This window comes from Robertmurraya korlensis (assembly GCF_023715225.1).
In the GTDB taxonomy this organism is placed as follows: Bacteria; Bacillota; Bacilli; order Bacillales; family Cytobacillaceae; genus Robertmurraya_A.
Genome location: NZ_JAMBNS010000007.1, coordinates 149,615 through 169,966 on the forward strand (window position 1 = coordinate 149,615; position 20,352 = coordinate 169,966).

Consider the following 20,352-nt stretch of genomic DNA (forward strand, 5'->3'; position numbering starts at 1 on the left):
AACAAAAAGCCCTGCATTTGGCAGGACAAAATGTATAACAAATATAAGGAGATTTTCAAACGTATTTTTATAAAAAGTGACAGGTATCTGAACACCTTATCGAATGGAGCGGTTTTCTATTGTTAAAGTATTTGTTTGATAAAAGGAAGCTTACGTAAAAAGAAATGACTAATAGCAAAACTTAAAATCATGCCAAACAACGAGACGAATAAGAACTGTGAAATCATAGAAATATCATATCTATCAATCCAGTATTGTAAGGTAACCAAAACCGGTACATGAATAATGTAGACGGCATAAGAGTTAGCAGATAAGGTCTTTGTAAAAGAGGCCGTTTGGTTAACCATTATTTTAAATAGGTAGATCAATCCTAAACATAATCCTGTACACAAAAAGGTTTCATAAAAAGAATAAATAAAGTTTCCTTTTGTTAAGCCGTACCGAGTTTCTACTGTAATTAGACCAAGATAGTACATTCCTGCTAGAAAACTCCCGATAATAAGCCACGTGATTCCGATTTTTGTGGAAAGAGTAGTAAACCAATTCCTCCTTGATGCCATAACCCCAACGATAAAGAAACTAGCGTATTGAGGGACATGAGCGTACTCCGCCTGAATAAATCCGAGGAAGCCCTCCCAATGATCAATTGGATATTTAATACGAGTAACAAAAGTTAATAAGCCAACAATTACGGCGAATAATAAGATGGATAAGTGATTGAGTGGTTTTGATGTAACCACATTATTTCTATTTTTAGTCCATCGGCTAACTAGCGTATAAATACAAGCATAAAATAGGAGGTGTTCGAGAAACCAAAGATGAGCAAACTGTAGGTCTGGCCAACTAGGTCCTGACCAATTCTCCGGTTGTCCACTTAATCCGAAATATACATGAATGTAGTATGACCAAAATGAAAGATCGGCATAGGGGCGGTAATGCAAGTAATACTGGTGCATCATGATAGGGACGATAATAAGAAAACCAAAAAGTGCTGGTATTCCGAGCCGAATAAATCGGTCACGTAGAAACTTTTTTGCCCCTTTTTTTCTTAATGAGGAAGGCAAAAAATATGCTGAAATAAGGAAAAACAAGCTCATAAAAAACCCTGCATTAACAGCAAAGAATCTACCAAGCTCAATTTCTGGACCATTTTGTGGTTGGAAATACCAAAATCCACCTGAGCCACCATAAGGCTGACCAGCATGGTGGACAACTACAAGGCAGGTAAGAGCGACCTTTAGAGTATCTAAATAATCAAGTCGTTGCCCTGCTGCAGGGATAGATTTTATGACTGGTGGTGAGCTTTTAGTTTGCAAATGATACAAATCATTCACCTCTGTAAATTATATGTACTAATGGAAGTGTAACCCAGTTGTTGGATGTAAACAATAGAATAATAGTTGCATGAGTCTAAATCAGTTGAATTAGGATAAAGAGAATCACAAGTATGAATGGCATTTATTGCCCATTTTATATTCGAAACTGAGCCACTTTCTATAGTTAATACAGGACTTTCCCAATCTAAAATAAACATCTCACGGAATAAGGTGTATACTAGATGAGTTATTTAGTTTATTAGAGGGGAATGAAATCATGAATAATACATACGAGAATGTGCAGAAATACCTTTACAATTATTCATGTCAAGAAGATGAAGTGGAGCTCTGTGCCTTAGAGATGCGTTCTTTTTTTGGACAGGACTCTGACGATTATATAATAGAAAGTAATATTAAAATAGATCCAAGCAGAAGCCCGTTTATTCGGGATCGAATAGATATCATATTTGAAGGCAGTGAGTTGGAAGAAATCATTACTAAGGTGAAAAATCTAACACCATTAAAGGAAACCTATAGGGTCATTTTTTTGAAGACTTTTTCATTAGAAAAAGTAAGCTTTGAAGAGCGTAGAAGAGTGGAAAGGGAAGTAGCTCTGCATGTACCAGGAGATCCGGATCTAAAGCATCCTGACATTTTGTTCGGAATTGTAGAAGTCAATGGAAAATGGGTATTTGGTTATTATCAAAAGGGTGAAGCTGTCTGGTTACAGCACCAAACAAAACCGCATGGCTATTCTACTGCTCTAAGTACTCGTGTAGCAAGAGCCGTTGCTAATATTGCCGTACCGCACCCGGAAGGAAGAAAAGCTATCGATCCATGCTGCGGGATTGGTACTGTACTCGTCGAGGCCTTATCTATGGGAATCGATATTGTTGGGAGCGATATCAATCCCTTGATCCTTCCGGGAACACGTGAAAATATTGCCCATTTTGGCTACCAATGTGAAGTTCTATTTAGGGACATTAGAAAGGTAACGGGAAGCTTCGATGTGGCGATTATTGATATGCCCTATAATCTTTGTTCTGTTATCTCCACACAAGAACAGCTTGAATTGCTTCAAAGTGCCTATTCGTTTGCTGAGAGAATCGTGATTGTCACGATTGAACCGATTGATTCAATGATTGAAAACGCTGGGTTTCGGATTGTGGATCGCTGTAACGTTAGAAAAGGAACATTTACAAGACAGGTAATTGTCGGGGAAAAATAAAGTAAGTCAAGGTTGTTACCATACAATAGGTGGCAACCATTTTTCTGTTATAGATGTTCGTTAGGGTGGAGGCTAGAGATTAATTAAATGTCATGCTTGCGCCTTTCATCAACAATGTCTTGAATAATCTCAATATGGACCGCTGCCCATGCATTTTCTCGAAAATGAACAATGACACTTATCGTAAGGGTTACCATATAGAAAATACCAAAAAGGAGAAAAAGGAAACTTCCTTCCTTGAAAAGAAATTCCTGTAGCTGCTTGGAAAATAGAAAAAAGAACCATGGGATGCTTGTAACAAAAATAGGTATGATTCCAGACCCCTGTTTTTCTTTTATCATACGATAATATATTAATTGTAAGGTTGCCGTTTCAATGGTTTGATAAAATGCTTGAATTTCTTGAACCTCCGCCAATTCATTCACTTGTCTCAAAGATTTATCCGCTTTGTTTGATTTTGAAAGTTTTATGTACAGTTTATGTGCGTCCCCACGAAAAGCCAATTCCATCACCTATTCTCAAAGTAATTCTACTAAACAATGCTTCGAAAAAATTCACTTTAAACTAAGCTAAAATTTTAAGATTCCCATTTTTTATAAATTCTATGCTACTTTCCCATGCAAAAATAATCGTTACATGGTGAGGACCAGTTTCATTCTAACTGAATGATTAATATACATAATTAGTCATGTATATTTATGGGAGTGGATAGGAATGAATGAAGAGCTTCAGAAGCTAATGAATAATTTGATTCAAATTGAGCATGTTTCTTCTACACTGTATCTGGCTATGTCAGCATATATGGGCAAGCTGAACTTCACCGGTATGGCAAGTTGGCTTCGTTTACAATCAGAAGAAGAAAGGACTCATATGCTTACATTGGTTGATTATGTAGTAAATAAGGACGCGACTGTTACGCTTCATGGTATTCCTACACAGCCAAGTGATTTTGGAACACCATTAGAGACTTTTCAAAAGGTATTAGAGCATGAGCAGTTTGTAACCAATTCATATCGCCAGGCATTTGCTTATGTAAATCAAGTTGATCCGCAAGCAGCCGTGATTATTCAAGATTTCCTAAGGGAGCAAATAGACGAAGAAGCACAAAGCCAAACCATAGTTAATCGCTTGAAAATGGCAGAAAACAATCCCTCCGCTTTATTATTAGTAGATCAGGAGCTAGGACAAAGGAAAAATGGTGGTGGAGCAGGAGCCCCTGCTGCAGGTTAAGACACCTTATAAAGGTTGCTAGATTGTAGATAAATATCGAGATTTTTCTAAAAAAGAAGCTCCAGGACATTCTAGAGCTTCTTTTAATATTACAAAGATTTACTTAGTTCCAATAATTCTTTTTGTTTCTTAGACTGAAAAATAAATAATCCACCATAAAGGAGCGTAGTTCCAATCATCAATATAACCCCAATATACACACTCATCATACTTGGTACTAAAAATGCTCCGAGTAATATCGTAGATCTTGCAATTAAATCGGCTCCACTAAAGCTAAGACCAGAAAATGCAGAATACGAACCTCGTTTATCTTCTGGCATCATGTTGGCCTTTTCTGCATTCGCAATCGGAGAATAAACAAGCTCTCCAATGGTCGCAATCAGGTTGAATGCAATAAGCACATACCAGACATTAGCAGCTGTAATGACCGTATAGCCGATTGCATAAAGGAACAGTCCAGAGAGCAATACTCTTTTTTTATCAAATCTGTCAGTAATTTTTGTAACGAGAAACGTTAGTAATACAACAAGAAGCATATTTTGAATGTTTAAGATGCTTAACATTCTAACCCCTGCAACCTCGAAATTGCCAATAAACACAGAACGAAACTCGTCCGCTAAGCGAACACCAATATAACTGTTAAGTGAAAATTCTGCCGCATAAATGCACATTCCTCCCACAACAGCCATCACAAACGGTTTATCTCGAAAAGCAATTTGATAATTAGAGGCCAAATCGATAAAAATGTTACGATGCTTTTTCTCCAACTGTTTCACAGATGAATCTTGTAGCCAAATTCCATATACGAGAGGTAAGCTTATTGAAACAATCGTAAGAACGAGAAACAAAGCGAGCTGCTGGTGAAGATAAAAGAGCCCTCCAAGCATGGCTCCTATAGCCATTGATAAGTTCGTAATCCAATAATCTAGTGAATAAACGGCTTTACGATTTTGAGCAGTAGTTGAGTCTATGATTATTGCCTGCATCGCGGGTCTTCCGAGGCTACTAGCAGCCATGAAAACCATATAACTCATAGCAAAAAGAATGATCCATTTATCCTCTGGTAATAGACTTAATGTCATTAAGGCGAATGTAAGAGAACTTATAGTTGAAGTAAGTATAAGTACGTTTTTTCTTCGGTATCGATCGGATAAATAGCCACCAAAAAGTGTGCTAATAAAGCTGATAAAAACATTTGCACCCAAAAATAATCCAGCCCAAACAGGTCCTTTATGCTCGGCAAAAAAGAGGGCCATAAATGGCATAACTGCACTTGAAATAGCTTTGTTAAAAAAAGATGTGATAAGGCGTACTTTTAAATTTTGTGGATAGCATTTCCAATTCATATTGCCAGCTCCTTCCTATATTTGTATAGTAAAGGAGACTAATGTGAGTAAAAATTCCCTTTTTAAAATAAAATGTCCACTTTTTAGAGGTGCTATATAATGTTGGATCGATATTTACTGACTATGAGAACCCAGGCAAACCCTGGGAAAATAAAAGTAGAGGATATAGCTAAACTGCTAAACTTAAGCACAAAGCAAACAAGGAGAAAGCTTCATCAGTGGGAAAAGGAAGGCTGGATTTCATTTTCATCTGGACTTGGACGAGGAAATTCATCTGTCTTTAAGTGGGTAAGGGATGTGGAAATGGAATATGAGAAGTATTTTCTGCAGACGCTTGAAGCAGGCAAAATTGAGGAAGTTAGTAAACTGTTACTTTTAGAATGGTCGGTGGAAACCAAACAACGGTTAATGATGGCGTTTCAAGAGAACTTTGGGTTTCATCAAGAGGAACAGGATCGCCTGATTATTCCAAGGTTCAATCCCTTTCTAACGGTACATCCGCTTAAGGCAGCTGATACTCATAGTGCCAATCTAATTGCAAATTTATATAATCGAGTCGTTACATTACATGCAGATAACAGGGTTACTCCCGAACTTGCTCATACATGGGAATATAACGATCGTTTTTTAATTTTGTATTTAAGAAAGGATGTCTTCTTTCATGATGGCTCTATTATGAAAGAAGAAGACGTAGTTGAAACCTTTAGACGTATGAAAAGCGAAGATCATTATTCAAAACTATGGGAACCAGTGACTGTGATTGATAGTCCGGCTCCACTTGTTGTAAAGCTAGAGTTTCCTAGGGGGTGTACCTATATCCTTCAACTGCTCAGTTTGTTAACAGCAAGTATTTTTAAAGAGTCTAATGGTTCATTGCTTGGTACTGGGGGCTTTTATTTAGCGGAAAATTCTGAAGAGAAAACCGTTCTTTCCGCTTTTAAACAATACTTTGGACAGCGGCCACTACTTGATTGTGTGGAATATATTCAAGTTCCTAAAGAGTTTGAGGTTATCTACTATGGAGCGAATGAATCTGATAAAGTGGACACGCAAAAGGTAGAGAGTGATTCAGGCTTTGGTATTGTTGTAATGAATCCATATCGTAATTCTGATATGGGTAGAAAGGAAGTACGTGAGTACATTCATGCATTAATTGCGAATCATCGTCATGAACTGTCAAAAGTGAATTCACGCATTAGTGGGAACAATGAAGGATGTCTAATCGGAATATCAGATACGTATACAATGCCTAACATACCAAAGCCAATATTCACTCAAGCCTTAAAGATGCAATTTGTGAACTATACAAGTGAAACATCTCACTGGTTAAAGGTCAAACTTGAACAGGAAGGGATTGAAGTAGAGCTCGAGGAAATCTCCTTTCGAGAAGCCGTGTATAATGCAAGTTTACGATTAGAAACGGATTTATTTATCCATGGCGAAATATTTGAGATGAATCAAACCTTTTCATATTTCTTTTTTCTGAAAAATAGTTACTCCCCTCTTCAGTTATTAACAGAAAGAGATCCTAGCCTGCAAAAACATATAAATGACTACGCTCATATCCTTTTTGAGGACTGGAATGACAAGCATATGGAGATTGAACGGTACTTACAAAGAGAGTCCCTATGCATCCCTTTATATTACGTAAAAAGGAGAATTCCCTTCTCGGTCAGTCTAATGAATATTGAAATTAAACATTTTGGATATGTGGACTTAACGAAGCTTTGGGTGAAGCCGAGTATTTCGTTATTATAATATTTATTTTGCCAAACATATGATAGTGTTAATGGTAAAATAAGGATAGCGGATAACCTTAGAAAGGCGGGGTTCGATGTTGTTAAACAGGGATACCCAATACATTCGAGAGGCATATTTAAAAACGGAACAAATTGTTTCATATGATGAGTTTCCTCTGAATCTACCCATCATCCGGAATTTTCAGGATTTAATCTTTCATCCTAATGTTACTTATATTATTGGTGAAAATGGAATGGGAAAATCAACTTTGCTTGAGGCCATTGCCATTGCCATAGGATTTAATCCAGAGGGTGGAACGTTAAACTTTAATTTCTCAAGTTATGATTCTCACTCAAATCTGGACAAATATATACGAGTCGTGAAGGGTGTTAATAAGGCAAAGGATCATTTTTTCTTCCGAGCAGAAACCTTCTATAATGTGGCCACCAACATAGAGGAATTAGACAAAGAACCTTCTTTAGCTCCTAGAATTATTGATTCCTTTGGGGGTAAATCCCTTCATGAACAATCACATGGAGAATCATTTTTTGCCGCATTCACTGAACGTTTCCGAGGGGACGGTTTATATATCCTTGACGAACCGGAAGCAGCTTTATCACCTCTAAGACAACTCTCTATGTTATCAAGAATCAATGACCTTATTAAAGAAGGATCTCAATTTATTATTTCAACACATTCACCTATTTTAATGGCTTATCCCCATTCAAAAATCATTCAATTGAGCAAAGAAGGGATGGGCGAAGTTAAATTGGAAGAAACCTATCATTATTCGATTATGAAACAGTTCTTTGAGGATAGAGAGCGGTTGCTTCACCATCTTTTTAATGAGTGAAACTTATTTGTTACATAAACGTATAACCTACTAAGCAATTAATAAAAAGTAAGGGGGTATATAAATGTCGATCGTATATAGCTTCATATTCTTTTTATTATTTATTATTTTTCTTATTATTCTTGGATTAAGAGGCGCCAATAGACCAACACATCGGTCAAATTCTTATAGAAACAGTTTCTTTACCAATCATTCTGGATCAAGTTCGAATGATTATTACTCTAGCGATTGTAATAGCGGCAGTGACAGTGGTGGTGGATCCTGCGGTGGTGGAGATTAGATTATACTGATGCCTTAATCCATAGGATGGGAGGAGAAGAGGAAGGATTAACCTTCCACTACTTTTGGATCTCTTGTAAAGAAGACCGTTTCGTAGTGGAAGTTAATAAATATGTCTGATGCCTGAAAATTGAATTGTTAATGGTTTGTGTGTTTCATCTTTAAGTAACAGGGATTGTTTGATGAGATCAAGTTTGTAAACACGTCCTTTAATCGTTTTCAACGAACCATTCGAATAATAATCAATGGATATTAACTTATTTACTGATAGCTTTTTTAAAAACATAATGGCTCCTCCTTTGATAATGTTTTAACAGTACTCATTATATAAGATGCTTTTTAACACGAAGTTAATAACATATTAAGAATATATTAAATAAGAACCAATTAATGGTAGGTGATTGTAATAATCTACAGGAGTGAACGAAATCGTGATTATAAACAACCAAGAATACCAGGTACATGGACTAAAATATACGATTAGGTCAGCATTTGAAACGGATGCAGAGACTTTGTCGGACCTAAGGCTACAAATTGATGGGGAAACGGAATATATGGATCGAGAAAGAGGAGAAGGATTCATAAATGCTGAGGGTTTTGAGCAGTTAATAAAAAGTGATTCAGAGAGTGCGAAAAACATATTCTTAGTGGCTGTGGTAGATGGTCGTATTGTCGGTTATTCAAGATGTGAAGGTTCTAATTTGAAGAGATTAGCACACAAGGTAGAGTTTGGTATATGTGTGTTGAAAGACTTTTGGGGTTATGGAATGGGAAGGAACTTATTAAAAGAGTCTGTAGCATGGGCTGACTTCAACGGAGTTAAGAAAATGAATTTACATGTATTAGAAATAAATACAAAAGCCATTCAACTATATGAAATGTTCGGATTTACAGTTGAAGGTGTATTAAAGAATGACAAGCTTTTGTCAGATGGAAAATATTATAATACCATTGTAATGGGGAGATGGAATAGTAAAAATTAAATATATGTGAATAATTTATAAAATTCCGTGGAAAATACCTCTGTTGGAATATAAAGGAGGATTAACCATGGAACAAACACTTTACGAAAAAGTTGGCGGAGAAGAGGCCATCGCAAAGGTAGTGGATTATTTTTATTCTGAGTTGGTTCTTAAAGATGAGACTGTTAATCATTTTTTTAAGGAAACCGATATGGAAAAACAACGTCGCCATCAAACAAAATTTATAAGCTTTGCATTAGGTGGTCCCAATCAATACTCAGGACAATCAATGGCAAAAGCCCATGAAGGAATGAATTTACAACCGGCTCATTTTGATGCGATTGCGAAGCATCTCCACGATGCGCTTGCTCATTTTGGTGTGAGTGAAGCAGATATCGATACGGCTTTAACAAAAGTAGCATCGCTTAGAGATGATATTATTTATAAATGATTAGCTGCCATTCGGTAGCTTTTTTTGTATTAGGCTGTAAAAATAAAAAAAGTATGAGAAAAAATGGAATTAACTCTTAAACTAGGATCTTTATTATGCTTTAATGTGGATAATAGAGAATTTTAGGAGTGAGTATGATGGATATTAGACTAGATGATTTAAGAGGTTGGGAGATTGCTGAGTTAATAGGTGATCATCTGCACAGCATGACATTACATTCTCCACCAGAAAGCATACATGCGCTTGATTTAGAAAAATTAAGACAACCAGATATAACGTTTTGGAGTGCATGGGAAGGTTCGGAGTTACTTGGCTGTGCAGCGCTGAAAGAACTTGATCCTCATCATGGGGAATTGAAGTCAATGAAAACAGCATCCAAACATTTGAGAAAAGGAGTTGCGAAGCAGTTACTTGAGCATCTAATTGAAGAAGCAAAGCGCCGTGGTTATAAAAGAATAAGCTTAGAAACTGGTTCCATGGAGGCATTTGAAGCTGCTAAAAATTTGTATGCAAAGTTTGGGTTTACGTATTGTGAGCCGTTTGCTGATTACAAAGAGGATCATAATAGTGTCTTTATGACAAGGGAACTATAAGGTGAGTAAAGGAAATTACATACGTTAATTCACGAAAACAAACCCCTCCTTGTTAAGAGGGGATTTGTTATGGTTTGTTTTCAAGTTTCTTAAATCGTTTTAAAATGATCCAACAAATAAGCCCTATTATCCAATAGATAGGAAAAGAATAAATATGCTTCCATGTTAATTCCTTGTAAATATGTAACCACTCCATAAAGGGTTCTGCCACAAAAGCAAGAAAAGCAGAAAGGATACCTGTTGATATGAGGAACGGTTTAAAGCGATGTCCCCACCTTTGATACAAATACATAAACGGTACGATTACGACCCCTACGTCATAAGGATAGTATTGTGGGTACAAGTAAGGGGTAAGGCGAACGGGATATACCCAAACAAGTGCACTGCTACCAATGGAATCTAGTATAATTGCCGTAATGCCATAAAACAATCCAAAAGCAGTAATTTCCGTAATTCTTTTTGTATCAATCGTTTTCCACCATACAATAGGCGATAAAATACTTAGAGAAACGAGCAGCCACCAGTTAAAGGTTAAGTAGTTATGTTCCCGCCAATACTCACGGAGAGTTTCATAAAACTCTTTCTCCGCTTCTATGACTTGATCCAAGGAAACGGAATACAGAAGAAAATCAAAAATGAAAGACAATGAGTTCACCACACTTATTCATATACCTACAGTCTACCCAAATTTATGATTAACCATAAATCTCCTGATTCTTTGAATTAAACTTTTTTATTGGTAAATATTTCTCGTAAAATGTTTGATAAATCTAATAAGGTAGCCTACTACTGAACTCCTATTAAGAGTATAATAAGAAATAGGACTATACGCCTAAGGGAGTGGCAGGACATGAAGGCAAATCATCAGAAATCTATAGGCGTTTTCATTTTTTTATACATACTTTTGTACTATTTTGTCGTGGTATTCGGAGATCCTAGCATTCGATTGATAGTGGTCATGAGAAATATTATTTCTACATTTGGACCATTGATTTCTAGTATATGGTTATTATCTAGATTCTTAAAAGGTGAAGAAAAAAGAGATTATTTTTCGTTATATCTTTCCCTTGGAACGTTTAGCTACTTCATAGCAGAAATATTGTGGATGTATTATGAGAGCTACTTGTTTGTTAATGTTCCTTATCCTGGGTCACCTGATATCTTTTACATGCTTCAAATTATGTTTTATTTAATTGCATTAGGTTATTACTTTTATCAGGTAAAAACCATTCATCGGTTAATGCGCTGGATTTTTGAAGTGCTTATTATTATGATTTCCGCTACCACACTCAGCTATCATTTCATTATGAAAAGCTTAATTGTGAACCCAGAGATCACAGGAGCCTACCTTTTAGTTTCCCTTGGATATCCAATTGGGGATTTAATTTTATTATTTAGTGCACTGATACTATATTTTGATTCAGATGATTTTGGTAAAAGAAATGCATTATTTTATATTTTGGTTGGTCTAGTTTTTCAAGTATTTGCGGATTCTGGTTACGTATATCTAACGCTAAGAGAAAAATATGAGACAGGCACCTTGTTTGATCCATTATTTACTCTAGCACTATTACTAGTTGGATTTTCAAGTTTTTATATGAAACCAGTCAATAAACAGCACTCAGATACAGTTCGTCCTTCAAAAGTGGGCTTATGGAGATTAATTATTTTATATACGTCCTTAATGGCACTGTTACTCATTTTTTACAAAATAGAAGAAATTAAATTTACTCCATTCACACTAAGTACAATGTTTATCATTTTTCTCATCCTTGTTCGACTTGTTTTTATCTTAGTGGAAAACAACCGATTACTTTTGAAATATGACCAAAATAATAAAGATTTACTACTTAGTACAGAACGATATATGTCTCTTTTTAAATATCATCCAGATGCAGTGTTTTCCCTTCGCTTGAATGGAACCTTTCAAAGTGCAAATGCCTCTTGTGCACAATTAGTTGGAATGGAAACTGTTCAGCTAATTGGAAAATCAATTTATCAGTTTATTAATCCGAGAGACCTTGATCGATTTGCCACTCATTTTTCAAAGATAGAAGAAGAACCACAAGTGTTCGAAGTGAATTTAAACAGTGAGAATGGAAGTGCTTATTCTGTAGTCATTACCCTTGTACCAATTATAATAAAGGGTAAAATTGAAGGAATTTATGGAATTGGGAAAGATATTACAGAAGTAAAGGTAAGTTTAGATAGGATTAATTATATGGCGTTTCATGATTTGTTAACAGGGTTGCCTAACCGAGCTCTGTTTGAGAGCGTGTTAAATACAGAAATCAAGGACGGTACTACAGAGAATAGAAGGTTAGCCGTCATGTATATTGATTTAGACCGGTTTAAAAATATAAATGATACACTTGGTCATGATGCGGGAGATGAGCTACTTGTCGAAATGGCTAAGCGTCTTTCGGATTGTGTTGGTGATCAAGCTATCATAGGTAGGCAAGGTGGCGATGAATTCACGTTACTTTTTAATCATATTGTAGATCGGGATCATGTTGTGACATTGGCAGAATCTGTTTGTCGTGTATTAAGTGAGCCTTATTCAATAAGAAATTATGAATTTTTAGCCACACCTAGCATGGGGATTTCCATTTTCGAACCTGGGAAATCAGAAACGGCTATTTCTCTTATGAAAAAGGCTGACTTAGCTATGTATAAAGCTAAAAACAATGGAAGAAATCAATTCAGGATCTTTGAACCGAAAATGGAAGAAGACTCAAGAAGCACGTTTGTATTAGGAAGTGACCTTAGTAAAGCCGTTCAAAACAATGAACTCGTTTTACACTACCAGCCACAATATGATACGGATGAAAATCGAATGTACGGTGTAGAAGCACTTATTCGTTGGCAGCATCCAACATTCGGATTATTATACCCTGGTGATTTTATTTCGATTGCAGAGGATACAGATCTAATCATCCCTATTGGAGAGTGGATACTGAGAGAAACCTGTAAACAAGGAAAGTTATGGGGAGAGCAACTAAGGGTTTCAGTCAATATTTCTCCGAAGCAATTCCAGTCCGTGCACCTTATCGAAACCATTAAGCGTGCTTTAGAAGAAACAAAATTTCGACCAGATCTTCTTAATATTGAGATCACTGAGGCAGTGGCTATGAGCAATATGAATGAAACGTTAAAAAAACTGGAAGCTATCAGAAATTTAGGTGTCAATCTATCCATTGATGATTTTGGTACCGGGTATTCTTCCCTCTCCTATCTTCCGAAGCTACCAATTTCAGAGTTAAAGATTCCTAGAGAGTTTCTAGTCGAAATGGAACACCATACAGCTTATAAGGCCATTATTCAGAGCATTATTGCCTTAGGAAAACGGTTGAGGGTAGACGTGATTGCTGAAGGGGTAGAAACACAAAAGCAAAAGGAAATGCTAGAAAAAATGAAATGTCATATGATGCAAGGTTATCATTTTAGTAGACCAGTTCCTGTAGATGAAATTGAGAAGATGTTGTATGTTGAAAGTTAGGTCGAAATATTAGGTAAATATAAGAACACCTTTATGATTGAAAAAGACACAGTCATAAAGGTGTTTTTTAATTGTTAAAAATTGTCTGAAAATTAAATTTATGGATAAAACACGAACATTAACTTAAAAAAATAATAAAATGTTCGATATTTGTATTGTTATTTCATTTGTAATTTGGTAGATTATTAATCAGGTATTAAACATGCATATGATGAAAACACACATAGGGGGAACGTCATGAAAAAGTTATTATCCGTATTGATTTTAGGATTGATTCTACTAGTTGCAGGTTGTGGTGGATCTGAAGAATCAGAGAATAATAGTAATTCAACAAGCGAAGATAAGAAAAAGATTGCCTTAGTACTACCTGAAAAAATGGGGGTTAATCCTTTCTTCCAGCAAATGGATGAAGGAGCGAAACAAGCGGCTGAGGAATTTGGAGTGGAATTAAAGACGATTGAATCAACCGATCATGCGGCTATTGAAGAAAATCTTCGTGTAGCAGTTGCTGAAGGTTATGACCTAATTATTACGTCTTCTTTTGAATCAGAAGATGCCCTTAAAAAGGTAGCGGCAGAAAATCCAGATCGTCAATTTGCGATCATTGATACAGTGGTAGATTTACCTAATGTTCAAAGTGTTAACTTTCGAGAACACGAAGCGGCTTATCTTTTAGGAGCGGCTGCTGGACTTTCAACAAAGACGGACAAAGTTGGTATGGTTGTGGCAATGGACATTCCATTAATGAAAAAGTGGACAGTAGCATTTGAACAAGGGCTTAAGGAAACGAATCCAGAAGCTGAGTTTCTAGTAAACTATGTTGGCAGCTTCTCGGATCCTGCTAAAGCTAAGGAATTAGCGTTGCTTCAAGCTTCTAAGGGTGCGGATTTTGTTGCTGGTGCTTCAGCAGTTGGTGATTTAGGAGTATTTGAAGCAGCGAAAGAGCAAGGTTTCTTCACATCAGGTCAAGATATTGACCGTACAGAAGTAGATCCTGAGCATGTTGTTCTTTCCCAGCTTAAAGGTACGGATGCAGCAGCTTATGAAACGGTAAAAGCTTTTGCTAATGGTAGCTTTGAACCTGGAGTGGTTGAGTATGGTCTTAAGGAAAAAGGTGTTGGTTTGACATATGTGACGCATGAAAGCAAAACACCACTACATTCTTTTGTTGGTCAAGAAGCTATTGATCAAGTAAAAGCACTTTATGATGAGATCATTGCAGGTAATAAAGTGATTGAAAATCCATTAAGTGAGTAAACTGAAAAAATTAAACCGACTGCAAATTGTAGTCGGTTTCCATTTTTACAGGGGGGAAAACAATGACTTATCGCTTAGAGATGAAGGAAATGACTAAGAAATATGGTGATTTCCTTGCGAATGACGGCATCTCCATTCAATTAAAAAAAGGAGAGGTTCTTGCGATTGTTGGTGAAAATGGTGCTGGTAAAACAACGCTCATGAGGATGCTTTACGGGTTAGAACAGCCAACAAGCGGAGAAATCATTCTGAATGGTAAACAAGCCCAATTTTATGGACCTCAAGATGCGATTGAACAAGGAATAGGCATGGTTCATCAGCATTTTATGCTATTTAGTGATTTTACAGTTACCGAAAACATTGTGATTGGGCATGAACCCATGAAGAATGGATTCTTTAATAGAAAAATGGCAGCGGAACAGGTTCAAAAATTGAGTGATCAATATAAGATTCAAGTGGATCCTAGTAAAAAAGCTGGAGATTGTTCAGTAGGAGAACAGCAACGGATTGAAATTTTGAAAGTACTGTATCAGGGTGCGGAAATTATTATTCTTGATGAGCCGACAGCTGTGTTAACCCCTTTTGAGGTGGAGGAGTTATTAAAAACGATTCGCTACTTAGCGGATCAAGGAAAAAGTATCATTCTTATCACTCATAAGTTACCAGAAGTCATGAAAGTAGCCGATCATGTGACAGTGTTACGAAATGGACGTGTCACAGGGAATGTAAGAAAGGTGGACACTTCGATTGATCAACTAGCTACGATGATGGTAGGTCGAGAGCTCCAACAGCTTTCAGAGCGTAATCAACACAATGGGGAGCCTTTACTAGAACTAGAAGCGGTTTCTATAAAAGGAAAGAGTTCAAAACCTGTATTGGATCAGCTTTCTTTAACGGTTCATCGCGGAGAGATCGTTGGGGTTGCGGGAGTATCAGGCAACGGCCAATCTGAGCTTATTCAAGCGATATCGGGCTTAATATCGGTTGATCAGGGAGATATTCGGTTAGATGGAACCAAACTAATGGGTAAATCCGTAGCATTTAGAAGAAATGTGGGGCTCGCACATATACCAGAGGATCGTTATTTATGGGGAGCTGCAAAGGAAGCTACGATTGAAGAAACCGGTGTAATGGGTTATCACAATAAAAAAGACTTTAACAAGTATTCCTTTATTTTAAAAAGCTCGTTCCAAGAGGTTGTAAAGACTTGGATTGACCGCTTCGAAATAAAGGTTAAATCACTAGATGACAAGTCAGGGAATCTTTCTGGCGGAAACCTACAAAAACTAATTGTTGCCCGAGAACTTGGATTTGAAACCGATTTTCTTATCGCAGCTGAACCTACTCGTGGTGTCGATATTGGGGCTATGGAATATATCCATGAGGCCATTCTTGAAAAGCGTAACCGTGGGGATGGAATATTACTTGTCTCTTCGGAGCTATCGGAAATTCTATTACTATCCGACCGAATTGCGGTCATGTTTGAAGGAAAAATCGTTGATGTTCTTGATAGACAAGATGCAACAGAGGAACGTCTGAGTGTACTTATGGCAGGAGGAAAAGAAGATGAATCTTCAACGAAAAATACAACAACTGCTTAAGCCTTTAATTCAACCAATGATAGCCGTGATGATTGGACTGTTAACCGGAGCACTTGCCATAGCACTTGTTGGAGAGTCCATTTTCGGTACGTACAAAGTCATGTGGGATGGAGCATTTGGCAACTTCTACTTCCTAACAGCCACTCTTGCTCGAGCCACTCCAATCATATTGGTAGGATTGGGCTTAGCTCTCGCCTTTCGAGCAGGTGTGTTTAATATGGGGGCAGAAGGTCAGATGGTATTAGGGGCCGTGTGCGCGGCACTTGCAGCCCTTTATGTACCAGGTTCAGGGATCGTTAAATTGTTTTCTGCGTTTTTTGCTGGTTTTATTGCTGGTGGATTATGGTCATTATTAGCCGGTTGGATGGAAGTGAAGTATAAAGTTCAGCTGTTGATTTCTACTCTTCTTTTAAACTATGTTGCTGTTTTGTTCGCTGGTTATTTGGTAGCGGAACCTTTTCAGGATAAGTCAGGCTCTGCTGCTCTAGCTCAGACTCCTATGATTGATCAATCCGTTTGGCTTCCAAAACTGTTTGCTGGGATGAGCGTGCATATGGGGTTTGTAATAGCCGTTGTTGGTGCGGTCATCTTCTATGTGTTTCTCCAATTTACTTCTTCTGGATATGAAGTGAGAATGCTTGGAAAGAACCCTTTCTTTGCTGAATACGGCGGTATTAATAAACATAAGGTTCTCCTTTTTAGCATGTTTTTTAGTGGAGGGATTGCTGGCCTAGCTGGAACAGTGGAGGTTTTGGGTTCTCAGTATCGATATGTAGAGGGAGCATTAACCGTCCCAGGCTATGCATGGACAGGTTTAATGGCCGCACTATTAGCCAACTCTAATCCATTAGGTACTGCAGTAGCAGCAATTTTACTGGCAGCCTTACAAACGGGTGCAATGGGGATGGAACGTAACACAGAAGTACCTTTGGAAATTGCTAGTGTTATTCAAGGTGTTCTTATTTTATTCGTTACTGCAAAGTTCACCTTAAGCTGGTGGAAAGTTAAAAAGAAAGCGGGTGACGTGAATGGAACTGTTTGATTATTCCCTTTTTGCTTCTGCTATCCGGATGGTTAGCCCGATTCTTTTGGCTGCTTTAGGAGGAGCGTTATGTGCTCGAGTCGGAATCTTTAATGTGGGTCTTGAGGGCTTAATTCTAGCGGGTGCCTTCTCCGCAATCGTTGGTAACTATTATAGCGGAAGTGTAATTGTAGCCGTTTTAACAGGAGCCTTCGGAGGTGTATTAGTCTCTTTATTATTTGGACTAGCCACGATCAAGTTTAAGGCCAATCCAATTGTAGCCGGTATTGCTATCAACTTTCTTGTTTTAGGATTAACTACTTTTGGCCTCCGAGCGATTTTTCAAGTAAAAGGAGCCTTTTATGATAAGGATATGAATGGACTTCCCAAGTGGGACCTTCCCCTTATTGAAAATATTCCTGTGATTGGAAAGCTTCTATACGGTCACTCGCCACTCGTGTATATGGCTTTTTTTGCAGCGATACTATTATATATTTTCTTGTTTAAAACCGTTGTTGGTTTTCGAATATTAGCAGTTGGAAAAAATGAAGCAGCGGCAAGAAGCTTAGGATTAAAGGTTACCGTTCTTCAGTATGGAGCCATTGTAGCAAGTGGAGTTTTATGCGGTCTTGCAGGTACCCAGCTTTCGCTTGGTCAAGTTACCATGTTTACTGAGGGAATGACGGCTGGAAGAGGATTTATTGCTTTAGTAGCGATGATGCTAGGTGGGTCACATCCAATTGGCATAATTGGATCAAGTTTATTATTTGGTCTGATGGATGCGATGAGTATCAGGCTACAAGGATTTTCTATGCCTACGCAATTCACGGCCATGCTTCCATACGTGATTACGATTATCGCAATGTTCTTTTTAAAGGATCGTGGCTTAGAATCACAAGCATCTGGACAGCAAAGCTCTAGATAAGAACAGGAGTGAAACACATGAGCTTAAATAAAGCAGACAGAATTAAACGAACACGAGTACCAGTAGCCGATTCCAAGCATGCGAAGCGGCTTCCGCCCGGACAAGCGTTAACAGAGCGTTTTCCGATTTTGCATGAAGGAGACGTTCCTGTTTACGATTTGGGAAAGTGGGATTTAAAAGTCTTCGGTGAGGGTAATAAAGAGGTCGTACTCACTTATAAGCAAATAAAAGAAATGCCTGAAACAACGGTGACCGTTGATATTCATTGTGTGACTCGCTGGTCTAGATTTGATAATCAATTCACGGGAGTAAAGTTCAGTGATTTCTTAAAGGCAATAGACATCACTCCTAAGAGCAAATACGTCATGCTGCATGCAGACCATGACTATACAGCAAATATTGCATTAGCTGATTTGTTACATGATGACGTACTTCTTGCACATACATTTGAAGGGGAGCCATTAACGGATAAGCATGGATGGCCGTTAAGGCTTGTTGTCCCTCATCTATATTTTTGGAAGAGTGTGAAATGGATTAGAGGAATTGAGTTTATTCACGAAAATAAACCGGGATTTTGGGAACAAAATGGATTTCATCTGAATGCAGACCCTTTTAAAGAGGAGCGGTTTTCGGGAGAGGACCTTCCTATTCCAGAGGATGAATGGGAGCGAAAAGACTTTGACTAACTTTCTACCAAACCTTAAATTAACATCTGATTGTTTACCAGAGCGAGTCATTGTTTGTGGAGACCAGGCACGTGCAAAAATCATTGCAGAATTAATGGACAATCCAATCAAATTAGGTGAGAACCGTGAATACCATAGTTTTTTGGGAAGCTGGAATGGAATAAAAGTAGCGGTGGTAAGTCACGGAGTAGGAGCACCTGGAGCAGCGGTTTGCTTTGAGGAGTTGATCATGGGTGGTGTTCAATCGATCATTCGTGTAGGGACGGCTGGCTCTTATCAAAAAGACGTGCAGCCTGGCAGTCTTGTCATTAGCACAGCTGCTGTAAGCTGTGATGGCCTAACAAAACAAATTATGCCTCCTGGATTTCCAGCGATTGCCGACCGCACCATTGTGGAGGCATTAATACATGCAGCTTCAACAAATGAGGAAGACCTATCCGTATCCGTGAAAGAAGGAATGACTCTTACTCTTGATGCGTTTTATTCCGGTGTACTTGAATTCCCTCATCAATTGTATAAAAAAGCTGGAGTGGCCGCCGTTGAAATGGAAAACTCTGCTCTTTTTGTTATCTCCTCTTTAAAAGGAGTTAAAGCGGGAGCTATTTTAGCGATTGATGGCTTTGCAGATGCGGAACTTCGAGAAGAATACAATCCTCATAATGAGGTAGTAGGTAGAGCAGTGAATGCAGGAATGAAAGTGGCGTTAGACGCTATTATACAAGTGTAGTTCAACTAGCGGATATAAGCTCCTTATTCGTAAAAATTAAAGCGTATTGGTCTTCAATAGGTAGATGAAGACCAATACCGGCAAAAGTTAAGCGCGTAACGGTCTTCCTAAGATCGATGAAGACCAAAATTTTCAACAATTAAGCAAGAAATGACCTTCACTCAAAAAGTGGAGGTCATTTTTTTAGGCCCGTATACTTTCTAGAATCAGGTTTAACCTTTGACCTCTCATGGGTATGAAATCTTTAACACTTGCAAGGGAGGGATGAAAGTGGAAGTACTCTCTGTAATTGGGTTACTTATTATCCTTTTAGTTGGGTGGATGATTTGGTCAAAACTGACTTGGAAAACCATCATGGTCGGTTCAGATCTTCGTTCGGAGGAAGCAATTAGAGACAAATATAGACTATATAAATCTGAAAAGATACGTTGCCGGTTGAGAAAAGAAGTGCAGACACCTATTGTTACTGGAGTAAATCCAGTGGTAACCAACCATGTGGATCCAAATGCTGGCTCATCCATTCTTAAGCTACTCGTTCACCGAAGAGATATCTATAAAGTCAACCAATTAAAGTCTTAGTATAAAGGGTATTCAAAGCGACAACCAAGCTTTGAATACCTTTATTGTTTTTCTAGAGT

At 37.7% G+C, this 20,352-nt stretch carries 21 protein-coding genes; 16 read left to right on the forward strand and 5 right to left on the reverse strand.

The window, feature by feature from the left end:
* Positions 1–122 precede the first annotated feature (122 nt).
* Positions 123–1,325 (reverse strand): acyltransferase family protein, encoded by a 1,203-nt coding sequence (locus M3175_RS14075; RefSeq protein WP_251519911.1) that lies wholly within the window; start codon positions 1,323–1,325, stop codon positions 123–125.
* 268 nt (positions 1,326–1,593) lie between these two features.
* Here M3175_RS14075 and M3175_RS14080 point away from each other — a divergent pair, with 268 nt between their 5' ends.
* Positions 1,594–2,544, forward strand: coding sequence for a TRM11 family SAM-dependent methyltransferase (locus M3175_RS14080; RefSeq protein ID WP_251519913.1), 951 nt, complete (start codon positions 1,594–1,596; stop codon positions 2,542–2,544).
* Positions 2,545–2,627: 83 nt separating this feature from the next.
* On the opposite strand, the gene M3175_RS14085 is transcribed toward M3175_RS14080, so the two are convergent.
* Positions 2,628–3,047, reverse strand: coding sequence for a hypothetical protein (locus M3175_RS14085; RefSeq protein ID WP_251519915.1), 420 nt, complete (start codon positions 3,045–3,047; stop codon positions 2,628–2,630).
* A gap of 211 nt (positions 3,048–3,258) precedes the next feature.
* On the opposite strand from M3175_RS14085, the gene M3175_RS14090 reads away from it, so the two are divergent.
* On the forward strand, positions 3,259–3,774 hold the full coding sequence (locus M3175_RS14090; protein WP_251519917.1) for a ferritin: 516 nt from the start codon (positions 3,259–3,261) through the stop codon (positions 3,772–3,774).
* Positions 3,775–3,863: 89 nt separating this feature from the next.
* On the opposite strand, the gene M3175_RS14095 is transcribed toward M3175_RS14090, so the two are convergent.
* Positions 3,864–5,120 (reverse strand): MDR family MFS transporter, encoded by a 1,257-nt coding sequence (locus M3175_RS14095; protein ID WP_251519918.1) that lies wholly within the window; start codon positions 5,118–5,120, stop codon positions 3,864–3,866.
* A 99-nt stretch (positions 5,121–5,219) separates the two neighbouring features.
* Here M3175_RS14095 and M3175_RS14100 point away from each other — a divergent pair, with 99 nt between their 5' ends.
* The 3 genes from M3175_RS14100 (at position 5,220) to M3175_RS14110 (ending at position 7,993) form a co-directional block, all read left to right on the forward strand.
* A complete protein-coding gene (locus M3175_RS14100; protein ID WP_251519922.1) occupies positions 5,220–6,878 on the forward strand; it encodes an ABC transporter substrate-binding protein in 1,659 nt (552 codons plus the stop codon).
* Between the two features lie 76 nt (positions 6,879–6,954).
* The gene (locus tag M3175_RS14105) at positions 6,955–7,713 is read left to right on the forward strand and encodes an AAA family ATPase (protein WP_251519925.1); all 759 of its coding nucleotides are present in this window, start codon (positions 6,955–6,957) and stop codon (positions 7,711–7,713) included.
* 64 nt (positions 7,714–7,777) lie between these two features.
* The gene (locus M3175_RS14110) at positions 7,778–7,993 is read left to right on the forward strand and encodes a YxzE family protein (RefSeq protein ID WP_251519928.1); all 216 of its coding nucleotides are present in this window, start codon (positions 7,778–7,780) and stop codon (positions 7,991–7,993) included.
* A 102-nt stretch (positions 7,994–8,095) separates the two neighbouring features.
* Here the strand turns inward: M3175_RS14110 and M3175_RS14115 are convergent, their stop codons facing one another.
* Positions 8,096–8,278 (reverse strand): YolD-like family protein, encoded by a 183-nt coding sequence (locus M3175_RS14115; protein WP_251519932.1) that lies wholly within the window; start codon positions 8,276–8,278, stop codon positions 8,096–8,098.
* Positions 8,279–8,423: 145 nt separating this feature from the next.
* Here M3175_RS14115 and M3175_RS14120 point away from each other — a divergent pair, with 145 nt between their 5' ends.
* The 3 genes from M3175_RS14120 (at position 8,424) to M3175_RS14130 (ending at position 9,998) form a co-directional block, all read left to right on the forward strand.
* Entirely contained in the window at positions 8,424–8,975 is a 552-nt protein-coding gene (locus tag M3175_RS14120; protein ID WP_251519935.1) for a GNAT family N-acetyltransferase, read from the forward strand.
* A 67-nt stretch (positions 8,976–9,042) separates the two neighbouring features.
* Positions 9,043–9,405, forward strand: a complete 363-nt coding sequence (locus tag M3175_RS14125) for a group I truncated hemoglobin (protein WP_251519938.1) — start codon at positions 9,043–9,045, stop codon at positions 9,403–9,405.
* Positions 9,406–9,542: 137 nt separating this feature from the next.
* Positions 9,543–9,998, forward strand: coding sequence for a GNAT family N-acetyltransferase (locus tag M3175_RS14130; RefSeq protein WP_251519941.1), 456 nt, complete (start codon positions 9,543–9,545; stop codon positions 9,996–9,998).
* 67 nt (positions 9,999–10,065) lie between these two features.
* On the opposite strand, the gene M3175_RS14135 is transcribed toward M3175_RS14130, so the two are convergent.
* On the reverse strand, positions 10,066–10,653 hold the full coding sequence (locus tag M3175_RS14135; RefSeq protein WP_251519944.1) for a CBO0543 family protein: 588 nt from the start codon (positions 10,651–10,653) through the stop codon (positions 10,066–10,068).
* Positions 10,654–10,848: 195 nt separating this feature from the next.
* Between M3175_RS14135 and M3175_RS14140 the strand changes: the two genes are divergently transcribed.
* The 8 genes from M3175_RS14140 (at position 10,849) to M3175_RS14175 (ending at position 20,293) form a co-directional block, all read left to right on the forward strand.
* On the forward strand, positions 10,849–13,497 hold the full coding sequence (locus tag M3175_RS14140; RefSeq protein ID WP_251519948.1) for a putative bifunctional diguanylate cyclase/phosphodiesterase: 2,649 nt from the start codon (positions 10,849–10,851) through the stop codon (positions 13,495–13,497).
* A gap of 237 nt (positions 13,498–13,734) precedes the next feature.
* Positions 13,735–14,754, forward strand: coding sequence for a BMP family protein (locus M3175_RS14145; protein ID WP_251519951.1), 1,020 nt, complete (start codon positions 13,735–13,737; stop codon positions 14,752–14,754).
* A 62-nt stretch (positions 14,755–14,816) separates the two neighbouring features.
* The gene (locus M3175_RS14150) at positions 14,817–16,355 is read left to right on the forward strand and encodes an ABC transporter ATP-binding protein (RefSeq protein WP_251519954.1); all 1,539 of its coding nucleotides are present in this window, start codon (positions 14,817–14,819) and stop codon (positions 16,353–16,355) included.
* Entirely contained in the window at positions 16,321–17,397 is a 1,077-nt protein-coding gene (locus M3175_RS14155) for an ABC transporter permease (protein WP_251519957.1), read from the forward strand. The genes M3175_RS14150 and M3175_RS14155 overlap by 35 nt, the downstream gene beginning before the upstream one ends.
* The gene (locus M3175_RS14160; protein ID WP_251519960.1) at positions 17,384–18,301 is read left to right on the forward strand and encodes an ABC transporter permease; all 918 of its coding nucleotides are present in this window, start codon (positions 17,384–17,386) and stop codon (positions 18,299–18,301) included. The genes M3175_RS14155 and M3175_RS14160 overlap by 14 nt, the downstream gene beginning before the upstream one ends.
* A gap of 17 nt (positions 18,302–18,318) precedes the next feature.
* Complete coding sequence (locus M3175_RS14165) at positions 18,319–18,987, forward strand: sulfite oxidase-like oxidoreductase (protein WP_251519963.1); 669 nt, start codon at positions 18,319–18,321, stop codon at positions 18,985–18,987.
* The gene (locus tag M3175_RS14170) at positions 18,980–19,714 is read left to right on the forward strand and encodes a nucleoside phosphorylase (protein ID WP_251519966.1); all 735 of its coding nucleotides are present in this window, start codon (positions 18,980–18,982) and stop codon (positions 19,712–19,714) included. The genes M3175_RS14165 and M3175_RS14170 overlap by 8 nt, the downstream gene beginning before the upstream one ends.
* Before the next feature lie 270 nt (positions 19,715–19,984).
* Complete coding sequence (locus tag M3175_RS14175) at positions 19,985–20,293, forward strand: hypothetical protein (protein WP_251519969.1); 309 nt, start codon at positions 19,985–19,987, stop codon at positions 20,291–20,293.
* Positions 20,294–20,352: the final 59 nt, after the last annotated feature.

Excerpts from the sequence above, each read along its gene's own strand:
- M3175_RS14130 (WP_251519941.1), top strand. The coding sequence starts at position 9,543 with ATGGATATTAGACTAGATGATTTAAGAGGTTGGGAGATTGCTGAGTTA.
- M3175_RS14100 (WP_251519922.1), top strand. The coding sequence starts at position 5,220 with ATGTTGGATCGATATTTACTGACTATGAGAACCCAGGCAAACCCTGGG.
- M3175_RS14105 (WP_251519925.1), top strand. The coding sequence starts at position 6,955 with ATGTTGTTAAACAGGGATACCCAATACATTCGAGAGGCATATTTAAAA.
- M3175_RS14155 (WP_251519957.1), top strand. The coding sequence starts at position 16,321 with ATGAATCTTCAACGAAAAATACAACAACTGCTTAAGCCTTTAATTCAA.
- M3175_RS14125 (WP_251519938.1), top strand. The coding sequence starts at position 9,043 with ATGGAACAAACACTTTACGAAAAAGTTGGCGGAGAAGAGGCCATCGCA.
- M3175_RS14110 (WP_251519928.1), top strand. The coding sequence starts at position 7,778 with ATGTCGATCGTATATAGCTTCATATTCTTTTTATTATTTATTATTTTT.
- M3175_RS14090 (WP_251519917.1), top strand. The coding sequence starts at position 3,259 with ATGAATGAAGAGCTTCAGAAGCTAATGAATAATTTGATTCAAATTGAG.
- M3175_RS14080 (WP_251519913.1), top strand. The coding sequence starts at position 1,594 with ATGAATAATACATACGAGAATGTGCAGAAATACCTTTACAATTATTCA.
- M3175_RS14145 (WP_251519951.1), top strand. The coding sequence starts at position 13,735 with ATGAAAAAGTTATTATCCGTATTGATTTTAGGATTGATTCTACTAGTT.
- M3175_RS14115 (WP_251519932.1), bottom strand. The coding sequence starts at position 8,278 with ATGTTTTTAAAAAAGCTATCAGTAAATAAGTTAATATCCATTGATTAT.
- M3175_RS14095 (WP_251519918.1), bottom strand. The coding sequence starts at position 5,120 with ATGAATTGGAAATGCTATCCACAAAATTTAAAAGTACGCCTTATCACA.
- M3175_RS14160 (WP_251519960.1), top strand. The coding sequence starts at position 17,384 with ATGGAACTGTTTGATTATTCCCTTTTTGCTTCTGCTATCCGGATGGTT.
- M3175_RS14150 (WP_251519954.1), top strand. The coding sequence starts at position 14,817 with ATGACTTATCGCTTAGAGATGAAGGAAATGACTAAGAAATATGGTGAT.
- M3175_RS14165 (WP_251519963.1), top strand. The coding sequence starts at position 18,319 with ATGAGCTTAAATAAAGCAGACAGAATTAAACGAACACGAGTACCAGTA.
- M3175_RS14140 (WP_251519948.1), top strand. The coding sequence starts at position 10,849 with ATGAAGGCAAATCATCAGAAATCTATAGGCGTTTTCATTTTTTTATAC.